General features: G+C 68.3%; 11 protein-coding genes and 1 pseudogene. 9 read left to right on the top strand and 3 right to left on the bottom strand.

Annotated features, from left to right (window positions below; all coding sequences use genetic code 11):
- The first annotated feature begins 264 nt into the window (after positions 1 to 264).
- Positions 265 to 1,557, top strand: a complete 1,293-nt coding sequence (locus tag ACEQZD_RS08170; RefSeq protein ID WP_335628095.1) for an NAD(P)/FAD-dependent oxidoreductase — start codon at positions 265 to 267, stop codon at positions 1,555 to 1,557.
- A gap of 31 nt (positions 1,558 to 1,588) precedes the next feature.
- Complete coding sequence (locus ACEQZD_RS08165) at positions 1,589 to 3,979, top strand: glucose/quinate/shikimate family membrane-bound PQQ-dependent dehydrogenase (RefSeq protein ID WP_370184881.1); 2,391 nt, start codon at positions 1,589 to 1,591, stop codon at positions 3,977 to 3,979.
- Here ACEQZD_RS08165 and ACEQZD_RS08160 read toward each other — a convergent pair.
- Positions 3,976 to 5,283 (bottom strand): carbohydrate porin, encoded by a 1,308-nt coding sequence (locus ACEQZD_RS08160; protein ID WP_370184879.1) that lies wholly within the window; start codon positions 5,281 to 5,283, stop codon positions 3,976 to 3,978. The two genes, ACEQZD_RS08165 and ACEQZD_RS08160, sit on opposite strands and share 4 nt — an antisense overlap.
- A gap of 121 nt (positions 5,284 to 5,404) precedes the next feature.
- On the opposite strand from ACEQZD_RS08160, the gene ACEQZD_RS08155 reads away from it, so the two are divergent.
- The 5 genes from ACEQZD_RS08155 to ACEQZD_RS08135 all read left to right on the top strand — a co-directional run bounded on the left by ACEQZD_RS08155 (position 5,405) and on the right by ACEQZD_RS08135 (position 9,369).
- On the top strand, positions 5,405 to 6,337 hold the full coding sequence (locus tag ACEQZD_RS08155; protein WP_142947480.1) for a YihY/virulence factor BrkB family protein: 933 nt from the start codon (positions 5,405 to 5,407) through the stop codon (positions 6,335 to 6,337).
- Between the two features lie 80 nt (positions 6,338 to 6,417).
- The gene (locus tag ACEQZD_RS08150; RefSeq protein WP_370184877.1) at positions 6,418 to 7,206 is read left to right on the top strand and encodes a glucose 1-dehydrogenase; all 789 of its coding nucleotides are present in this window, start codon (positions 6,418 to 6,420) and stop codon (positions 7,204 to 7,206) included.
- A 40-nt stretch (positions 7,207 to 7,246) separates the two neighbouring features.
- The gene (locus ACEQZD_RS08145; RefSeq protein WP_370184875.1) at positions 7,247 to 7,906 is read left to right on the top strand and encodes a glutathione S-transferase family protein; all 660 of its coding nucleotides are present in this window, start codon (positions 7,247 to 7,249) and stop codon (positions 7,904 to 7,906) included.
- 90 nt (positions 7,907 to 7,996) lie between these two features.
- Positions 7,997 to 9,139: a PQQ-dependent sugar dehydrogenase gene (locus ACEQZD_RS08140; protein WP_370184873.1), complete on the top strand. Its 1,143-nt coding sequence runs from the start codon at positions 7,997 to 7,999 to the stop codon at positions 9,137 to 9,139.
- Positions 9,136 to 9,369, top strand: a complete 234-nt coding sequence (locus tag ACEQZD_RS08135) for a DUF5062 family protein (RefSeq protein ID WP_142947484.1) — start codon at positions 9,136 to 9,138, stop codon at positions 9,367 to 9,369. The genes ACEQZD_RS08140 and ACEQZD_RS08135 overlap by 4 nt, the downstream gene beginning before the upstream one ends.
- 10 nt (positions 9,370 to 9,379) lie before the next feature.
- Here the strand turns inward: ACEQZD_RS08135 and ACEQZD_RS08130 are convergent, their stop codons facing one another.
- A complete protein-coding gene (locus ACEQZD_RS08130) occupies positions 9,380 to 10,699 on the bottom strand; it encodes a PLP-dependent aminotransferase family protein (RefSeq protein ID WP_370184871.1) in 1,320 nt (439 codons plus the stop codon).
- A 131-nt stretch (positions 10,700 to 10,830) separates the two neighbouring features.
- On the bottom strand, positions 10,831 to 12,519 hold the full coding sequence (gene ilvD, locus ACEQZD_RS08125) for a dihydroxy-acid dehydratase (RefSeq protein WP_142947487.1): 1,689 nt from the start codon (positions 12,517 to 12,519) through the stop codon (positions 10,831 to 10,833).
- Between the two features lie 220 nt (positions 12,520 to 12,739).
- Here ilvD and ACEQZD_RS08120 point away from each other — a divergent pair, with 220 nt between their 5' ends.
- Positions 12,740 to 14,716, top strand: coding sequence for a CocE/NonD family hydrolase (locus tag ACEQZD_RS08120; protein ID WP_370184869.1), 1,977 nt, complete (start codon positions 12,740 to 12,742; stop codon positions 14,714 to 14,716).
- A 119-nt stretch (positions 14,717 to 14,835) separates the two neighbouring features.
- A pseudogene (locus ACEQZD_RS08115) lies at positions 14,836 to 14,969 on the top strand (MFS transporter); the annotation flags it as partial.

Here is a 14,969-nt window from a genome sequence, read left to right as displayed (position 1 = left end):
CCCAAGAACACCTGGGCCGAGCCGGAGAACTACGAGGCCCGCGCCCGCGACCTGGCCGAGCAGTTCCAGAACAACTTCGCCGACAAGTACGCCGACGTGGCGGAAGAGATCCGCGCCGCCGGCCCGAGGGCCTGAGCGGCGCCTGTGCCGCTAAAAAAAGCCCGCCGGACGGCGGGCTTTTTTGTTGCGGCCCGCTCCACAACCCGATTTCACGCCATGCCCGCGCGGCGTTAGACTGGCCGCCTTAACGCAAGGAGCCCCTGAATGAGCAAACCAAAGATCGTGGTGGTCGGCGGTGGCGCCGGCGGCCTGCCCCTGGTCACCCAGCTGGGACGCAAACTGGGCAAGTTCGGGCACGCCGATATCACCCTGGTGGACGCCAGCAGCGTGCACGTCTGGAAGCCGCGCTTCCACGAAGTCGCCACCGGCGCCATTGACGCGGACCTGGACGCGGTGGACTACCGCGCCCACGCCCGCCTGAACCACTACCGCTTTGAACCCGGCAGCATGACCTGGGTGGACAAGGACAAGCGCGCCATCACCCTGGCGCCGATCACCGATGCCCAGGGCGAGGAAGTGCTGCCCGAGCGCAACCTCTACTACGACTACCTGGTGGTCGCCGTGGGCAGCCAGAGCAACGACTTCGGCACCCCCGGGGTGCGCGACCACTGTCTGTTCATGGACACCCGCGCCCAGGCGGAACGCTTCCGCGAGCGCTTCATGAACACCTGCCTGCACGCCAACTACCGCGACGAGCCGGTGTCCGTGGCGATCGTCGGCGGCGGCGCCACCGGCGTCGAACTGGCGGCGGAAATCCACCACGCGGTGGCGATGCTCAAGCTGTACGGCCACGAACACCTGGACCGCAAGCAGCTCAAGGTGACGGTGGTGGAAGCGCTGCCGCGCATTCTGCCGGGCCTGTCCGAGCGGGTGTCCGCCGCCGCCCAGGAGCGCCTGGAAGGCCTCGGCGTGTCGGTGCGCACCGGCGTGATGGTGGCGCGCGCCACCGAGGGCGCGCTGATCACCAAGGACGACGAAACCATCAGCGCCGACCTCATGGTGTGGGCCGCCGGCGTCAAGGCCCCGGATTTCGTCGGCAAACTGGAAGGCTTCGCGCTCAACAAGATCAACCAGATCGAGGTGTCGCCGACCCTGCAGGCGAAGGGCAACGACCGGGTGTTCGTGGTCGGCGACTGCGCCTTTCTCAAGCCGGACGGCGACGACAAGCCGATCCCGCCGCGCGCCCAGGCCGCCCAGCAGATGGCCAGCCACACCGCCAAGAACCTGCAGCGCCTGATCATGAACCGCGACCCCAAGCCGTTCCGCTACCGCGACCACGGCTCGCTGGTGTCGCTGTCCAACTACAGCTCCGTGGGCATGCTGATGGGCAACCTGAAAGGCGGCAACTTCTTCGTCGAAGGCTGGCTGGCCCGGCTGATGTACGTGGGCCTGTACCGCATGCATCAGGCGGCGTTGTACGGCTGGCCGCGCACCCTCATGCTGCTGACGGCGGGCCGCTTCAGCAAGCTGGTCCGGCCACGCATGAAATTGCATTGATTCGCACCTAAGCCACAACAGGGAGAAGACCATGGCGGTGTTCACAGGATGGATTCTGGTTTTGATCGGCCTGGCGCTGACCGGCGGCGGCGGCTGGCTGGCGGTGCTCGGCGGCAGTTGGTACTACCTGCTGGCCGGGCTGGGCTTTTTGCTCACCGGGGCGCTGATGGTGCTGCGCCGGCCCGGCGCCCTCTGGATTTACGCGTTGCTGATTCTCGGCACCGGCCTGTGGTCGGTGTGGGAAGTGGGCCTGGACTGGTGGGCCCTGATGCCCCGTGGCGTGGTGATCGTGGCCATCGGCCTGTGGCTGATGACACCCTGGGTGACACGCGGCCTGAACGCCAGCGGCCGTCAGCCCTGGGGGCTGGCCGCCGGGCCGGTGGCGGTGATGGTGGTCGCCGCCGGGGCCCTGGCGCTCACGGCGGTGCTCGGCCCGGACCCCAACGGCGTGCGCGGTGAACTGCCCACCGCCCGCGCCCCGCAGCCGCCGCAGAGCTCGCAAAGCAACATCCCCGACGGCGACTGGCACGCCTATGGGCGCACCGGTTTCGGCCAGCGTTACTCGCCCCTGGATCAGATCACCCCGGACAACGCCGACCGGCTCGAGCCGATCTGGACCTACCACACCGGGGATCTGCGCGGTGAGGGCGACCCGGTGGAAACCACCTACGAGGTGACCCCGCTCAAGATCGACAACACCCTCTACCTGTGCACGCCGCACCACTGGGTGATCGCCCTGGACGCGGACAGCGGCGAAGAGATCTGGAAATTCGATCCCCAAATCGACAAGGACATCAGCCGCCAGCACCAGACCTGCCGCGGCCTCTCCTATTTCGACGGCCACCAGCAGGCGGAACCCCCCGCCCCCGGCGAGGACAGCGCGGTGGCCGCCTCCGGCGAACGGGACAGCAGCGCCGACCCGACCTGTCAGCGCCGCCTGTTTCTGCCCACCGGCGACGCCCGCCTGATTGCCCTCGACCCGGAAACCGGGGAGCGTTGCGCCGGCTTCGGCGACAACGGCTCGGTGAATCTGTGGGCCAACATGCCGCACCAGCAGGCGGGCTTCTACTACTCCACCTCACCGCCGGTGGTCACCGAGGACTACGTCATCATCGGCGGCGCGGTGAACGACAACGTCTCCACCCGCGAGCCGTCCGGGGTGATCCGCGCCTACGACGTCGACACCGGCGAACTGGTGTGGAACTGGGACCCGGGCAATCCGGAGCAGACCGATCCGATCGCCGCCGGCGAAACGTACAGCGCCAGCACGCCCAACTCCTGGTCGGTGTCCAGCGTCGACGAAGCGCTCGGCCTGATCTACCTGCCCATGGGCAACCAGGTGCCCGACCAGTGGGGCAAGGACCGCACCACCGAGTCGGCGCCGTTCTCGTCGTCGATCGTCGCCCTCGACATCGACACCGGCGAGCTGCGCTGGGTGTTCCAGACCGTGCACAACGACCTCTGGGACATGGACGTGCCGGCTCAGCCGAGTCTGATGAACCTGGATACCGACGACGGCTCCGTGCCGGTGCTGGTGGCGCCCACCAAGCAGGGCGACATCTATGTGCTCGACCGTCGTAACGGCGAGCCGGTGCTGCCGGTGAGCGAAGACAAGGCACCGGAGAGCCTCGGCTACCAGCCGGTGGCCGACACCCAGCCGAGCTCCTCGCTGAGCCTCAACCCGCCGCCGCTGGAAGGCCGCGACATGTGGGGCGCCACCCTGTTCGATCAGCTGATCTGCCGTATCCAGTTCCAGCGGCTGAACTACCAGGGCCGCTACACGCCGCCGTCGGAACAAGGCAGCCTGATCTACCCGGGCAATTTCGGCGTGTTCAACTGGGGCGCGCTGGCGGTGGACCCGGAGCGCCAGGTGGCGTTCACCACGCCGGCCTATCTGGCGTTCGTTTCCACGCTGATCCCGCGCCAGGACGACACCAGCAACTATGTGTCCGACGGCAAACCGGGGCTGAACGAAAACTACGGCGCCCCCTACGCGGTCTCCCTGAAGCCGTTCCTGTCGCCGCTGGGGCTGCCCTGCCAGCAGCCGCCGTGGGGCTATGTGGCCGGCCTCGATCTGCGCAGCGGCGAGGTGGTGTGGAAGCACCGCAACGGCACCGTGCGCGACCAGTCGCCACTGCCGCTGCCGTTCAAGATGGGCGTGCCGGATCTGGGCGGCCCGATCGTCACCGCCGGCGGCGTGGCGTTCATGAGCGGCACCATCGACTACTACGTGCGCGCCTACGACGTCACCACCGGCGAGCAGTTGTGGGAAGACCGCCTGCCCGCCGGGGGCCAGGCCACGCCGATGACCTACCTGGACTCCCAGGGCCGCCAGCGCCTGCTGGTGGTGGCCGGCGGCCACGGTTCCCTGGGCACCAAGGCCGGTGACGCCATCATCGCCTACGGTCTGAAGGACGACTAAAGCGTCAGCGCCACCGTGGTGCCGACCACCCAGGCGTCATCGACCGCGTCGTTGGCGCCCGGGTGGACCAGGTACTGCAGGTTGGGCCGCAGGGTCAGCCAGGGCGTCATGTGGATGCCGTAATAGAGCTCGGCGTTCCATTCATCGCTTTGCGGCGGCACATAGCCGGCGGCACCGGGGCCGGCCACCAGCGGATTGCCCGCCGTAGCCGAGTCCACGTAGGCGTCGCCGATTTCCGCGTAGGCCAGACCCACACCCAGCTCATCCCGGGGGCGCCCTTGCCACGGTCCGCGCCAGCTCGCGCCGGCGGACAGGTAGCGCGCCACATAGGCGGTGTCCGGGTCGTGCCAGCTGCCCTGGCTGAACAGGGTCAGGCCGCGCCTGTCGCCGTGCGGCGCGCTCACCTGTTGTTGCACCACGAAGTAGCCGCCGTAGCGACGTTCGCGGGTGCCGCCGTCCTCATAGTCGGTGACTTCGGCGCTGCTGTAGTAGGCGCCGAGCTTGTACTTGCCGGGCAGGCCGCCGGGGCCCTTGTCCGGGACCCAGCCCACCTCCACCGGCGTGATCACCCCTTCGCTGCCGTGACGATACAGATCCAGAGCCTGATCCGGATCCAGGTTTTCCGGGTTCTGATCGAACACGCCAAGCTGCAGATAGCGCCGGGCGCCGTCCTGCACTTTCACCCGGCCGCCCCACTGCGACACCGGCCAGTTGTACCAGACCGCGCCGGCCTGGTTGCCCGGCTGGCCGCTGCCCAGATACAAATTCTGGAAGCGGCTCTCCAGGGTGGCGAAGTCGTCGCTGAGCGGAATGCGGCCGAGCTTGTACTCCAGCGCCCCGCCGAACAGCCCCTGCTGAAACCAGAGCTGGGTGAGCCGCGTCACGTTGCCGCGACCGAACACCTCCTGCACCGACGACACGCCGCCGGTGGCGGGGTCCACCAGCCGTTCGCCAGTCAGGTTCTCACCGTTGCGGTTGGTCAGGGTGACCTTGAAGTCGGCGTCGTTCACGCCGGCAAGACGTTCCAGGTCCAAGGATAGCGAGGCATGGAACTGGTCCGCGTAGGCGAGGCGGCCATCCTCGCGGAACCCGCCGCTCAGGTTGTGGGCCATCTCGCCGACGTAGCCGAGATCAAACCGCACCCCCTGACGGGCAAGGTCCGTGCGCGTGCCGGCCCAGTCCCCCAGCGCGTAATCCCCGCCGGGGTCCAGCGGCGCCGCGCGCACCGCCGCCCAGGGCGCGCACAGGGGCAAGATCGCCAGCGCCGCGACCAGCGCCCGCGCGCGAAAGCGTTTCCGTGTCATGGCCTTCCTCCTTGATGCCGGTGACCTGCCCTTGCAGATTCCGCCTCGGCGCGGAATACGTCAACAACCGAGCTCCTCGCGGCGATAGGCCGGGGCGCCCCCAACCGCTACACTGGAGCCCATGAACCTGCCTAACCCCCTCATTCAGGCGGCCGAATATGTGTACCGCGTGGCCAGGAACGCGGTGGGCTTCTGGCTGGAAGCCAACGCGGTCAGCTACGCCGGCGCGCTGGCGTTTTTCACCCTGTTCTCGATCGCCCCGGTGGTGATCCTGGCGGTGCAGGTGATCGGCCTGGTGATGAGCACCGACGCCGCCATGGCGCGGATCATGACCCAGCTGCAGGAAACCATCGGCCCCGACGCCGCCGAGACGGTACGCACCGCCGTGGCCGCCAACCAGATCGACCAGGGCGGCATCCTGCCCACGCTGATCGGCCTGGGCGCCATGGTGGTCGGCGCCACCACCGTGTTCGCGCAGATGCAGCGCTCCCTCAATAACGTCTGGGACATCGCGCCGCGCCCCTCGCGCAACACCATCCTGGCGCTGCTGAAAAGCCGCCTGATGTCGCTCACCGTGGTGCTGTCCATCGGTTTCGTACTGATGGTGTCGCTGTTCCTGAGCGTGGTGCTGCAGGCGATCATGGTGTTCGCCCGGGACTGGCTGCCGATCCCGGCGGGCCTGGTGGTAAGCCTGGAAACCCTGGTCTCGGTGGTGGTGGTGACGCTGCTGTTCGCCACCATTTTCAAGGTACTGCCGGACGCGGTACTGCGCTGGAAAGACGTGCTCTCCGGCGCCCTGGTCACCGCCCTTTTGTTTATTCTCGGGCGCTTCCTGATCGCTTTTTATCTGTCCCACACCGCCACCGCGTCCACCTACGGCGCCGCCGGCTCACTGGTGTTGCTGCTGCTGTGGGTCTACTACTCCTCGCTGATTCTGCTGTTCGGCGCCGCCATCACCCGGGCCCACACCGAGGCGCGGGGCATCACCATCCGCCCCAGCCGCACGGCGGTCCGGGTGCACCGTCAGATGCTCGAGGACCCCGCCGGCCGTTAACCGGCCGGGCACGGCAGGCTCGGCGCCCACCGCCGGGTGGGGTATGCTCCCCTATTATTTTTTTAATCTCGGGAGGGGACATGGGCGATCATTCCTTAAAAGATAAAGTGGTGCTGATCACCGGCGCGGGTGGCGGTATCGGCCGCGCCACGGCGGAAAAACTGGGCCGCGACGGCGCCCGTCTGATGGTGTCCGACATCGACGCGGACGCCGCCGAGGCGACCGCCGAGGCGATCCGCCGGGCCGGCGGCGAGGCCCGCGCCCAGGCCGCCGACGTGAGCCGCGACGATCAGGTGGCGGCGCTGGTGGCCGCCACCGTGGACGCCTTCGGGCAGCTCGACGGCGCCTTCAACAACGCCGGCATCGAAGAAGAGAACGACAAGGTCGCCGACGTCGACGAAGCGCTGTTCGACCGGGTCATGGCCATCAACGTCAAAGGCGTGTGGCTGTGCATGAAGCACCAGACCGCCGTGATGGCGCCGCGCAAGACCGGCAGCATCGTCAACACCGCCTCGGTGGCGGGCCTGGTGGGCGCGCCCCGCCGCGCCGCCTACGCCGGCAGCAAGCACGCGGTGATCGGCATGACCAAGAGTGTCGCCGCCGAGTACGCCCTGCAGGGTATCCGCGTGAACACCGTCTGCCCGGGCATCATCCGTACCGCGATGATGGAACGGGCCATTGAGCAGGCGGCGAAGGCCGGCTACGCCAGTGAAGAAAAACAGCGCCAGTTCCACCGCGCCATGCACCCGCTGGGCCGGGTCGGCGAAGCGGACGAAGTGGCGGAGGCGGTGATCTGGCTGCTGTCCGGCGCCTCGTCGTTCGTCACCGGCCACCAGCTGGCGGTGGACGGCGGCCTCACCGCGCTCTGAACACCGGCTTACCAATGAATCGTTCTTCGGGAGAACAATAATGCTGACATTGCACGGCTTCGACGCCAGCAACTACGTGAACATGGTCAAATTCGCGCTGCGCGACAAAGGCCTCGAGTTTGAGCAGGCCACGCTGTACCCCAGCCAGGAGGACGCGGTACTCAGCGTCAGCCCCATGGGCAAGGTGCCGGTGCTGGAAACCGGCGGCGTCTTCCTGTCGGAAACCAACGTGATTCTGGAATATCTGGACGAGACCACCGAAGGCCCGGCGCTGTACCCGGCCGACCCGCTGGAGAAGGCCCAGGTGAAGCAGCTCGTCAAACACATCGAGTTGTACCTGGAACTGCCCGCCCGGCGCTGCTATCCGGAGGTCTTCTTCGGTGGCCAAGTGAGTGACGAAACCAAGGAACAGACCCGCGAGGCCCTGCTCAAAGGCATCCGTGCCCTGGCCCGCAAGGCGCGCTGGCAGCCGTTCCTGGCCGGCGACCGGCTGACCGCCGCGGACGTGTTCTTCCTGTACAGCGCGGACCTGGCCAAAGCGGTGGCCGGCAAGCTGTTCGGCATCGATCTGCTGGCGGAGGCGCCGGGCAGCGCCGAGCTCCTGGCGCGCCTCAACGAGCGCGACAGCGCCAAAAGCGTGGCCGCCGAACGGGATCTGGCCATGGAGAAGTTCCTCAAGTACGCCCGCGGCGGCAAATAAGCACGCGGACGGCGGGCGCCTTCCTTCACGGTCCGATGTCGTCATGGCATGCTCACTGGTGTCATTCATTCGCCGGTGAGACCCGAGATCATGATTGGACCCACGCCCGCCTCCGTATTGTCCCGTTATTTGCCGCTGGTCGGCGCGCTGCTGGTGTCCGCCTGCGCGGACGCCAAAAGCCCGATCGAGCCGGACGACGACCCCTCCGTCAACGCCACCACCCTGGTGGAAGGTCTGAACCACCCCTGGTCGCTGGCCTTCGTGCCCGGCACCGACGAATGGCTGATCAGCGAGCGCAGCGGCGACCTGCGCCGTGTGGTTGACGGTGAGCTGCGCGACGCCCCGGTAAGCGGGGTGCCCGAGGTGGTGGCCAAGGGCCAGGGCGGCCTGTTCGACGTCGTGCCGCACCCCCACTTCGCCGATAACCGGCGTCTCTATATCAGCTACGCCAAGGCCTGCGACGGCGGCGCCACCACCGCCGTGGGCCATGGCCTCTACGCCGACGGTGAGCTGAAGCAGTTCCAGGACGTGTTCATCGCCGACGCCTGCACCGACACCGCCAAGCACTTCGGCGGCCGCATTCTGTTCGACAACGACGGCTATCTGTTCATCACCGTGGGCGACCGGGGCCAGCGCGAGCGCGCCCAGGACACCGGCGGCCACGGCGGCAGCGTGATCCGCGTCAACGACGACGGCAGCGTGCCCGCCGACAACCCGCTGGTGGGGCAGGACGGCGCCAAGACCGCGATCTGGAGCTGGGGCCACCGCAACCCCCAGGGGCTGGCGCTGCATCCGGAAACCGGCGAGCCCTGGCTCAACGAGCACGGCCCGCGCGGCGGCGATGAAATCAACGTGGTGGAGGCCGGCGTCAACTACGGCTGGCCGGTGATCACCTACGGCAACGAGTACTACGGCCCGGACATCGGCCAGGAAAAGAAAGAAGGCTACGCCGAGCCCTTGCACTACTGGGTACCCTCCATCGCGCCCTCGGGCATGGTCTTCGTCACCAGCGACCGCTACCCCGACTGGCAGGGCGACGTGTTGTCCGGCGCCTTGAAGCTCACCCACCTCAACCGGGTGGCGTTCGACGGCACCACGCCCACCGGCGAAACCCGCTATCTGAAAGAGCGCGGCGAGCGCATCCGCGACGTGCGCCAGGGCCCGGACGGGCACCTCTATCTGCTCACCGACGCCCCGGACGGCAAGCTGCTGCGTGTGGAGCCACCGTCATGAAGAAACTCAAGAACGAGAAAGAACTGGTCAAGAAAGCCATCGCGCTGGGCATGGAGTACGGCGAGAAGCGCGGCGTGGTGGAGTTCGAACCCACCGATTCCGCCGCCGAAAAAGTGGAGTACATCTACCGGCTGCTGGTGCACGACAACCTGATCCAGCCGTTGCCGGAGGATCAGGTGTCACAGCAGTCCATGCAGCACAAGCTGGCGATCTGGGCCTCCAAGCAATAGGCAAACGCACTCAGCGGGTGATCGCCTCGGCCAGGGCGGCGACGCCCCGGTCGATGGCCTCGCCGTCGATCACACCGAACCCCAGCAGCACCCCGTCCAGGGAGGCCTCGCCAGCGTAGAACGACGCCAGCGGGTTGGCGCGGATGTCGGCGTCCGCCAGCCGCGCCGGCAGGTCCGCCACCGGCGACCTCAGACGCAACGCCACATGGATGCCCGCCACCTGGGGCAGTGGTGTCCACAGCGCCGGATGCGCCGCCAGGGCGTCGCCCAGCCGGGTGCGCCGGGCCGTGTAGAGCCGCTGCATGCGTCGCAGGTGGCGGGCGAAATCACCGTCGATCATCAGCCTGGCCAGCGCCCGCTGGGTGACCAGGGGCGGGTAGCCGTCACTGAAGGTCCGGGCCTGCAACAACGCCGTGGCCAGCCCCGGCGGCATCACCAGGTAGCCCAGCCGCAGGTCCGCGTGCAGCACCTTGGAAAACGACCCCAGGTAGGCCACGTGCCCCTCCCGGTCCAGGCTTTTCAGTGCGTCCAGAGGGCGCCCCTCGAAGCGGAATTCACCGTCGTAATCGTCCTCCACCACCAGGGCGCCGTGGCGGCGGGCGCACGCCAGCAGCGCCAGGCGCCGCTCCAGGCTCATGGGCATGCCCAGCGGGAACTGATGGGACGGGGTCACGTAGACCAGACTGGCGGCCTCCGGCAAGCGCTCCACGCACAGGCCCTGGTCGTCCACCGGCACCGGCACCACCCGGGCGCCACGGGCCTCGAACACCGCCCGCGCCGGCGGGTAGCCCGGCTCCTCCACGGCCACCGTGTCCCCGGGGGCCACCCGCACCCGGGCCAGCAAATCCAGGCCCTGCTGGGCGCCCTGGGTGATCAACAGGGACTCCCCGTCGCAGGCCAGCCCCCGGCTGTAGCCCAGGTAACGGGCGATGGCCAGGCGCAACGACGCTTCGCCGCGCGGGTCGCCGTACAGGCCGATGTCCCGGGACGCTTCGCGCAGGGCCGCCATCATGGCCCGGCGCCAGGCCGCCCAGGGCAGCAGCGCCCGGTCGGTGACGCCGCCGGGAAAGTTGTGCCGGCCCGGCGCCCGCCGGCCGCCCCAGTCCGGCAACGGGCGCCAGTGGGCACCGGGGCCCGGACCGGGCCTCTCGGCTTCCCGGGGCAGTGGCGGCGGCACCCGCAACACGAAGGTGCCGCGGCCGGGAGCACCACCGAGAAACCCTTCCGCCACCAGCCGCTCGTAGGCCTCCACCACCAGCCGCCGGGACACCCCCAGCTCCGCCGCCAGCACCCGGCTGGACGGCAGCCGCGAGTACGACCGGCTCGCCACCCACTTCACCGAGAAAGAGCGCACCGACCTGACCTACGTGATCGCGATGATCAACGTCTGGAACCGTTTCAGCGTGGGCTTCCGGCGCGAGCCGGAATAGCCCGCCCGCGGGCTCGCCGGCGGCGACGTGATCAGTCGCCGTCGGTGATCGCCCCCAGGGAGGCGGAGCTGACGGTTTTCGCGTACTTGGCCAGCACGCCCCGGGTGTAGCGCGGCGGCGGCGCGGTCCAGGCGGCGCGGCGGCGTTCCAGTTCCGCCTCCTCCACGTTCAGGGTGATGGTGTTGGCCTCGGCGTCGATGATGATTTCGTCGCCGGTCTCCACCAGGGCGATGGGGCCGCCCTCCTGGGCTTCCGGGGTCAGGTGGCCGACCACGAAACCGTGGCTGCCGCCGGAAAAACGGCCGTCGGTGATCAGCGCCACGTCCTGGCCCAGGCCACGGCCCATGATCGCCGAGGTGGGGGTGAGCATTTCGCGCATGCCCGGTCCGCCCTTGGGCCCTTCATAGCGGATCACCAGCACGTCGCCGGCGGTGACGGTGCCGTCCATGATGCGGTCGGTGGCTTCTTCCTCGGAGTGAAACACCCGCGCGTTGCCCTTGAAGTAGGTGCCTTCCTTGCCGGTGATCTTGGCCACCGCGCCGGTGGGCGCCAGGTTGCCGTAGAGGATGCGCAGGTGGCTGTCCTTTTTGATCGGCTGGTCCAGGGCGTGGATGATGTCCTGCTCTTCCGGGTAGGGCGCCACGTTTTCCAGGTTTTCCGCCAGGGTCTTGCCGGTGACGGTGAGGCAATCACCGTGCAGCAGGCCGGCGTCGAGCAAGGTTTTCATCAGCGGCTGGATGCCGCCGATGGCGACCAGCTCGCTCATCATGTAGTGGCCGCTGGGGCGCAGGTCCGCCAGCACCGGCACCCTCTTGCCGATGCGGGTGAAGTCCTCCAGGGACAGCGCCACGTCCACGGTGTGCGCCATGGCGATCAGGTGCAGCACCGCGTTGGTGGAGCCGCCCAGGGCGATCACCACGGTGATGGCGTTCTCGAACGCCTCGCGGGTGAGGATGTCGCGGGGTTTGATGTCCCGATCGAGCAGCTTGAGCACCGCCTCGCCGGCGGCGCGGCAGTCTTCCAGCTTGTCGTTGTCCTCGGCGTTCTGGGCGGAGCTGCCCGGCAGGCTCATGCCCAGGGCCTCGATGGCGCTGGCCATGGTGTTGGCGGTGTACATGCCGCCGCAGGAGCCGGCGCCGGGGATCGCCTCTTCCTCCACCTGTTTCACCTCGATCAGTGACTTGTCGCCCTTGGCGTGGGCGCCCACTGCCTCGAACACGGAGATCAGGTCGGTGTGGTTCTTGCCCGGTTTGATGGTGCCGCCGTAGACGAACACCGACGGCCGGTTGAGCCGCGCCAGCCCCATCAGGCAGCCGGGCATGTTCTTGTCACAGCCGCCGATGGCCACCAGGCCGTCGAAGCCCTCACAGCCGGCCACGGTCTCGATGGAATCGGCGATCACTTCCCGGGACACCAGCGAGTACTTCATGCCCTCGGTGCCGTTGGCGATGCCGTCGGACACGGTGATGGTGTTGAAGATCACGCTCTTGCCGCCGGCGGCGTCGGCGCCCCGGCCGGCTTCGTCCGCCAGGGTGTTGATGTGCATGTTGCACGGCGTCACCCGGCTCCAGGTGGACGCGATGCCCACCTGCGGCTTGGTGAAATCCTCGTCGGTGAAACCGGTGGCGCGCAGCATGGAGCGGCTGGGTGCCTTGCCCACGCCGTCCACGACCGGGGCGGAATAACGGCGGCGGGGATCGGAAGCGTGGTCGTCGGTCATCGGATTTCTCCTGTCGGCAAAGCGGAAACGGGTGGCGAAGCAGCATACCAGTGATCCCGCTGTTACACAGCGCCACATAAACCCAAGCTTCGTCACCGATTCGTACCATCGTGCCAACAGTGGCCGGCGCCGCCACTGGGTAACCTTGCATAGACAAACAACTGACTAGCCCAGGCCGGTCGGCTTCCCCATTAATCCAATAATGCCAGGGGACACCAGCATGCTTCTTCTTCGCCACGCGGGGCAGCACCTTCCACTGCCCGTTCTGTTTTTCCTGACCCTCTTCGCGCTCGCCGGTTGCGGCGGTGGCGGCAGCGACAGCGCCGGACCCGGCCCGCAAACGGCGAACGCCGGCGACCCGGAGGCACCGGCGCCGACCACACCGCCGGCGCCGGAGCCCGAACCGGACCCGCAGCCCGAGCCGGTGAACCTGACCTGGGACGCGCCCTATGAGCGCCCCGAGGAATACCCCGGCACCGTGGACCTGCCCCAGCAGTTGATCACCCTGCGCGACGGCATCCGGCTGTCGGCCACGGTGACGCTGCCCGCCGACGAAAACGGCGAGCCCGCCGACGGTCCCTTCCCGGTGGTGGCCACCTTCACCGGCTACAACCAGTTCCTGGGCGCCATCGGCGCCGCCGACCCCTATCTGGTGAAGCGCGGCTACGCCTACATCATTGTCGACATGCGCGGCACCGGCGCCTCCGAGGGCACCTGGCAGGCGTTCAGCGAGGTGGACCACCAGGACATCGGCGAGCTGCTCGACTACATCGACGACCAGCCCTGGAGCAACGGCACCCTCGGCATGAACGGCGCCTCCTACATGGGCATCACCGGGCTGCTGGCCGGCGCCCAGCGCCCGGACGGCGTGGACGCCGTGTTCGCCATCGTGCCGATGGGCGACGCCTACCGGGACATCGTGTTCAGCGGCGGCCAGATCAACGCCGGCTTTATCCCGCTGTGGGTGGCGCTGGTCACCGGCCTGGGCATCATTCCCACGCCGGTGGGGCTGGAGAACGACGAGCCCGGTTACTACCTGAACACCCTGCTGGATCATCTCACCGGCACCCTCACCGAGTTCCCGGTGCCGGTGGTGGGCGGCGCCCTGATCGGCGACGACAACAAGTACGACAACGACTTCTGGCGCCAGCGCTCGCCGCTGGAGCAGATCGACAAGATCACCGCGCCCACCTTCGTGGTCGGCGGCCTGCGCGACATCTTCCAGCGCGGCGAACCGCTGATCTACGAAGGCCTCAAGAACAACGGCACCACCAGCAAGCTGCTGATCGGCCCCTGGGAACATCTGGACGGCTCCTCCGGCGCCGGCCTGCCCGCCGACGGCGTGCCCGCCCTGGCCAACATCCGCCTGGCCTGGTTCGACCAGTACCTGAAAGGCATGGACACCGGCGCCGGCGACTACCCGCCGGTGACCCAGTACTACACTGGCGCGGAGCGCTACATCACCGCCGAGGACTGGCCCCACCCGCAAGCGCGCGCCGAGGTGTTCTATCTGCACGGCAAACCGGGCCTGCCGCTGTTCGGCGAGATCCGCCGCGAGGCGCCCACCGGTGACAGCCGCACCTCGCTGCTGCAAACCCCGGTGAACGGCCTGTGCTCGGCCAGCGCCAGCCAGTGGACCGCCGGCGTGCTGGGCCTGATCACGCCGCCGTGCCAGGCGCAGAACAACGTCACCGAGCTGCTGGAAGCGGTCTACACCAGTGAGCCCATGGAAGAGGACATGGCCATCAACGGCCCCATCGGCGGGCAGATCTGGGCCTCCACCACGGCGCTGGACAGCAACATAGTGGTGCGGGTCAGCGTGGTGGACCCCAACGGCCTGTCCCGGGAGCTGAGCAACGGCATCCAGATGGCCTCGATGAGTGATTTCGACGCCACCCGCTCGCGCTTTATGAACGGCAAGCTGGTACAACCCTGGCACCCGTTCACCGCCGAATCGCAACAACCGGTGGGGCCGCTGCAGCCGTTCCGCGCCGACGTGGAGGTGTTCCCCACCAGCGCCGTGATCCCCGCCGGCCACCGGCTGCGCGTCAGCGTCGGCGCCAGCGACCTGCCCCACGGCCTGAGCCCGCTGCCGGACCTGCTGCAGGGGCTGCTCGGCCTGCTCACCGTGTACAGCACCCCGGCGATGCCGTCGCGGGTGAACATCCCGCTGGTGCCGGCGGACGCCCTGCAATAGCTCTGCCCCGCCGTGGCCGCGGGTCGCGGCGGGCTGTTTCACCGATAGACAAAACCGACTTCGTTTGTTCACCCCGCTTTGCGACAATGCGCGGCTTTCCACCCATCCGGAGCCCGCGCATGTCCGTTTCCGCCACCCGGCCGGTCGCCTCACACCCCCGTCTTGCCGAGCTCGCCCTGGCGCTGGGCGGCTTCGCCATCGGTACCACCGAATTTGTGATCATGGGGTTGATGAACCGCATCGCCGGCGACCT

This window comes from Alloalcanivorax sp. (genome assembly GCF_964221125.1).
Taxonomy (GTDB): Bacteria; Pseudomonadota; Gammaproteobacteria; order Pseudomonadales; family Alcanivoracaceae; genus Alloalcanivorax; species Alloalcanivorax venustensis.
This window is presented reverse-complemented; position numbering and strand designations above follow the sequence as displayed.

Bases quoted from the DNA above. Each gene is read 5' to 3' on its own strand.
- ACEQZD_RS08170 (WP_335628095.1), top strand. From the start codon at position 265: ATGAGCAAACCAAAGATCGTGGTGGTCGGCGGTGGCGCCGGCGGCCTG.
- ACEQZD_RS08165 (WP_370184881.1), top strand. From the start codon at position 1,589: ATGGCGGTGTTCACAGGATGGATTCTGGTTTTGATCGGCCTGGCGCTG.
- ACEQZD_RS08160 (WP_370184879.1), bottom strand. From the start codon at position 5,283: ATGACACGGAAACGCTTTCGCGCGCGGGCGCTGGTCGCGGCGCTGGCG.
- ACEQZD_RS08155 (WP_142947480.1), top strand. From the start codon at position 5,405: ATGAACCTGCCTAACCCCCTCATTCAGGCGGCCGAATATGTGTACCGC.
- ACEQZD_RS08150 (WP_370184877.1), top strand. From the start codon at position 6,418: ATGGGCGATCATTCCTTAAAAGATAAAGTGGTGCTGATCACCGGCGCG.
- ACEQZD_RS08145 (WP_370184875.1), top strand. From the start codon at position 7,247: ATGCTGACATTGCACGGCTTCGACGCCAGCAACTACGTGAACATGGTC.
- ACEQZD_RS08140 (WP_370184873.1), top strand. From the start codon at position 7,997: ATGATTGGACCCACGCCCGCCTCCGTATTGTCCCGTTATTTGCCGCTG.
- ACEQZD_RS08135 (WP_142947484.1), top strand. From the start codon at position 9,136: ATGAAGAAACTCAAGAACGAGAAAGAACTGGTCAAGAAAGCCATCGCG.
- ilvD (WP_142947487.1), bottom strand. From the start codon at position 12,519: ATGACCGACGACCACGCTTCCGATCCCCGCCGCCGTTATTCCGCCCCG.
- ACEQZD_RS08120 (WP_370184869.1), top strand. From the start codon at position 12,740: ATGCTTCTTCTTCGCCACGCGGGGCAGCACCTTCCACTGCCCGTTCTG.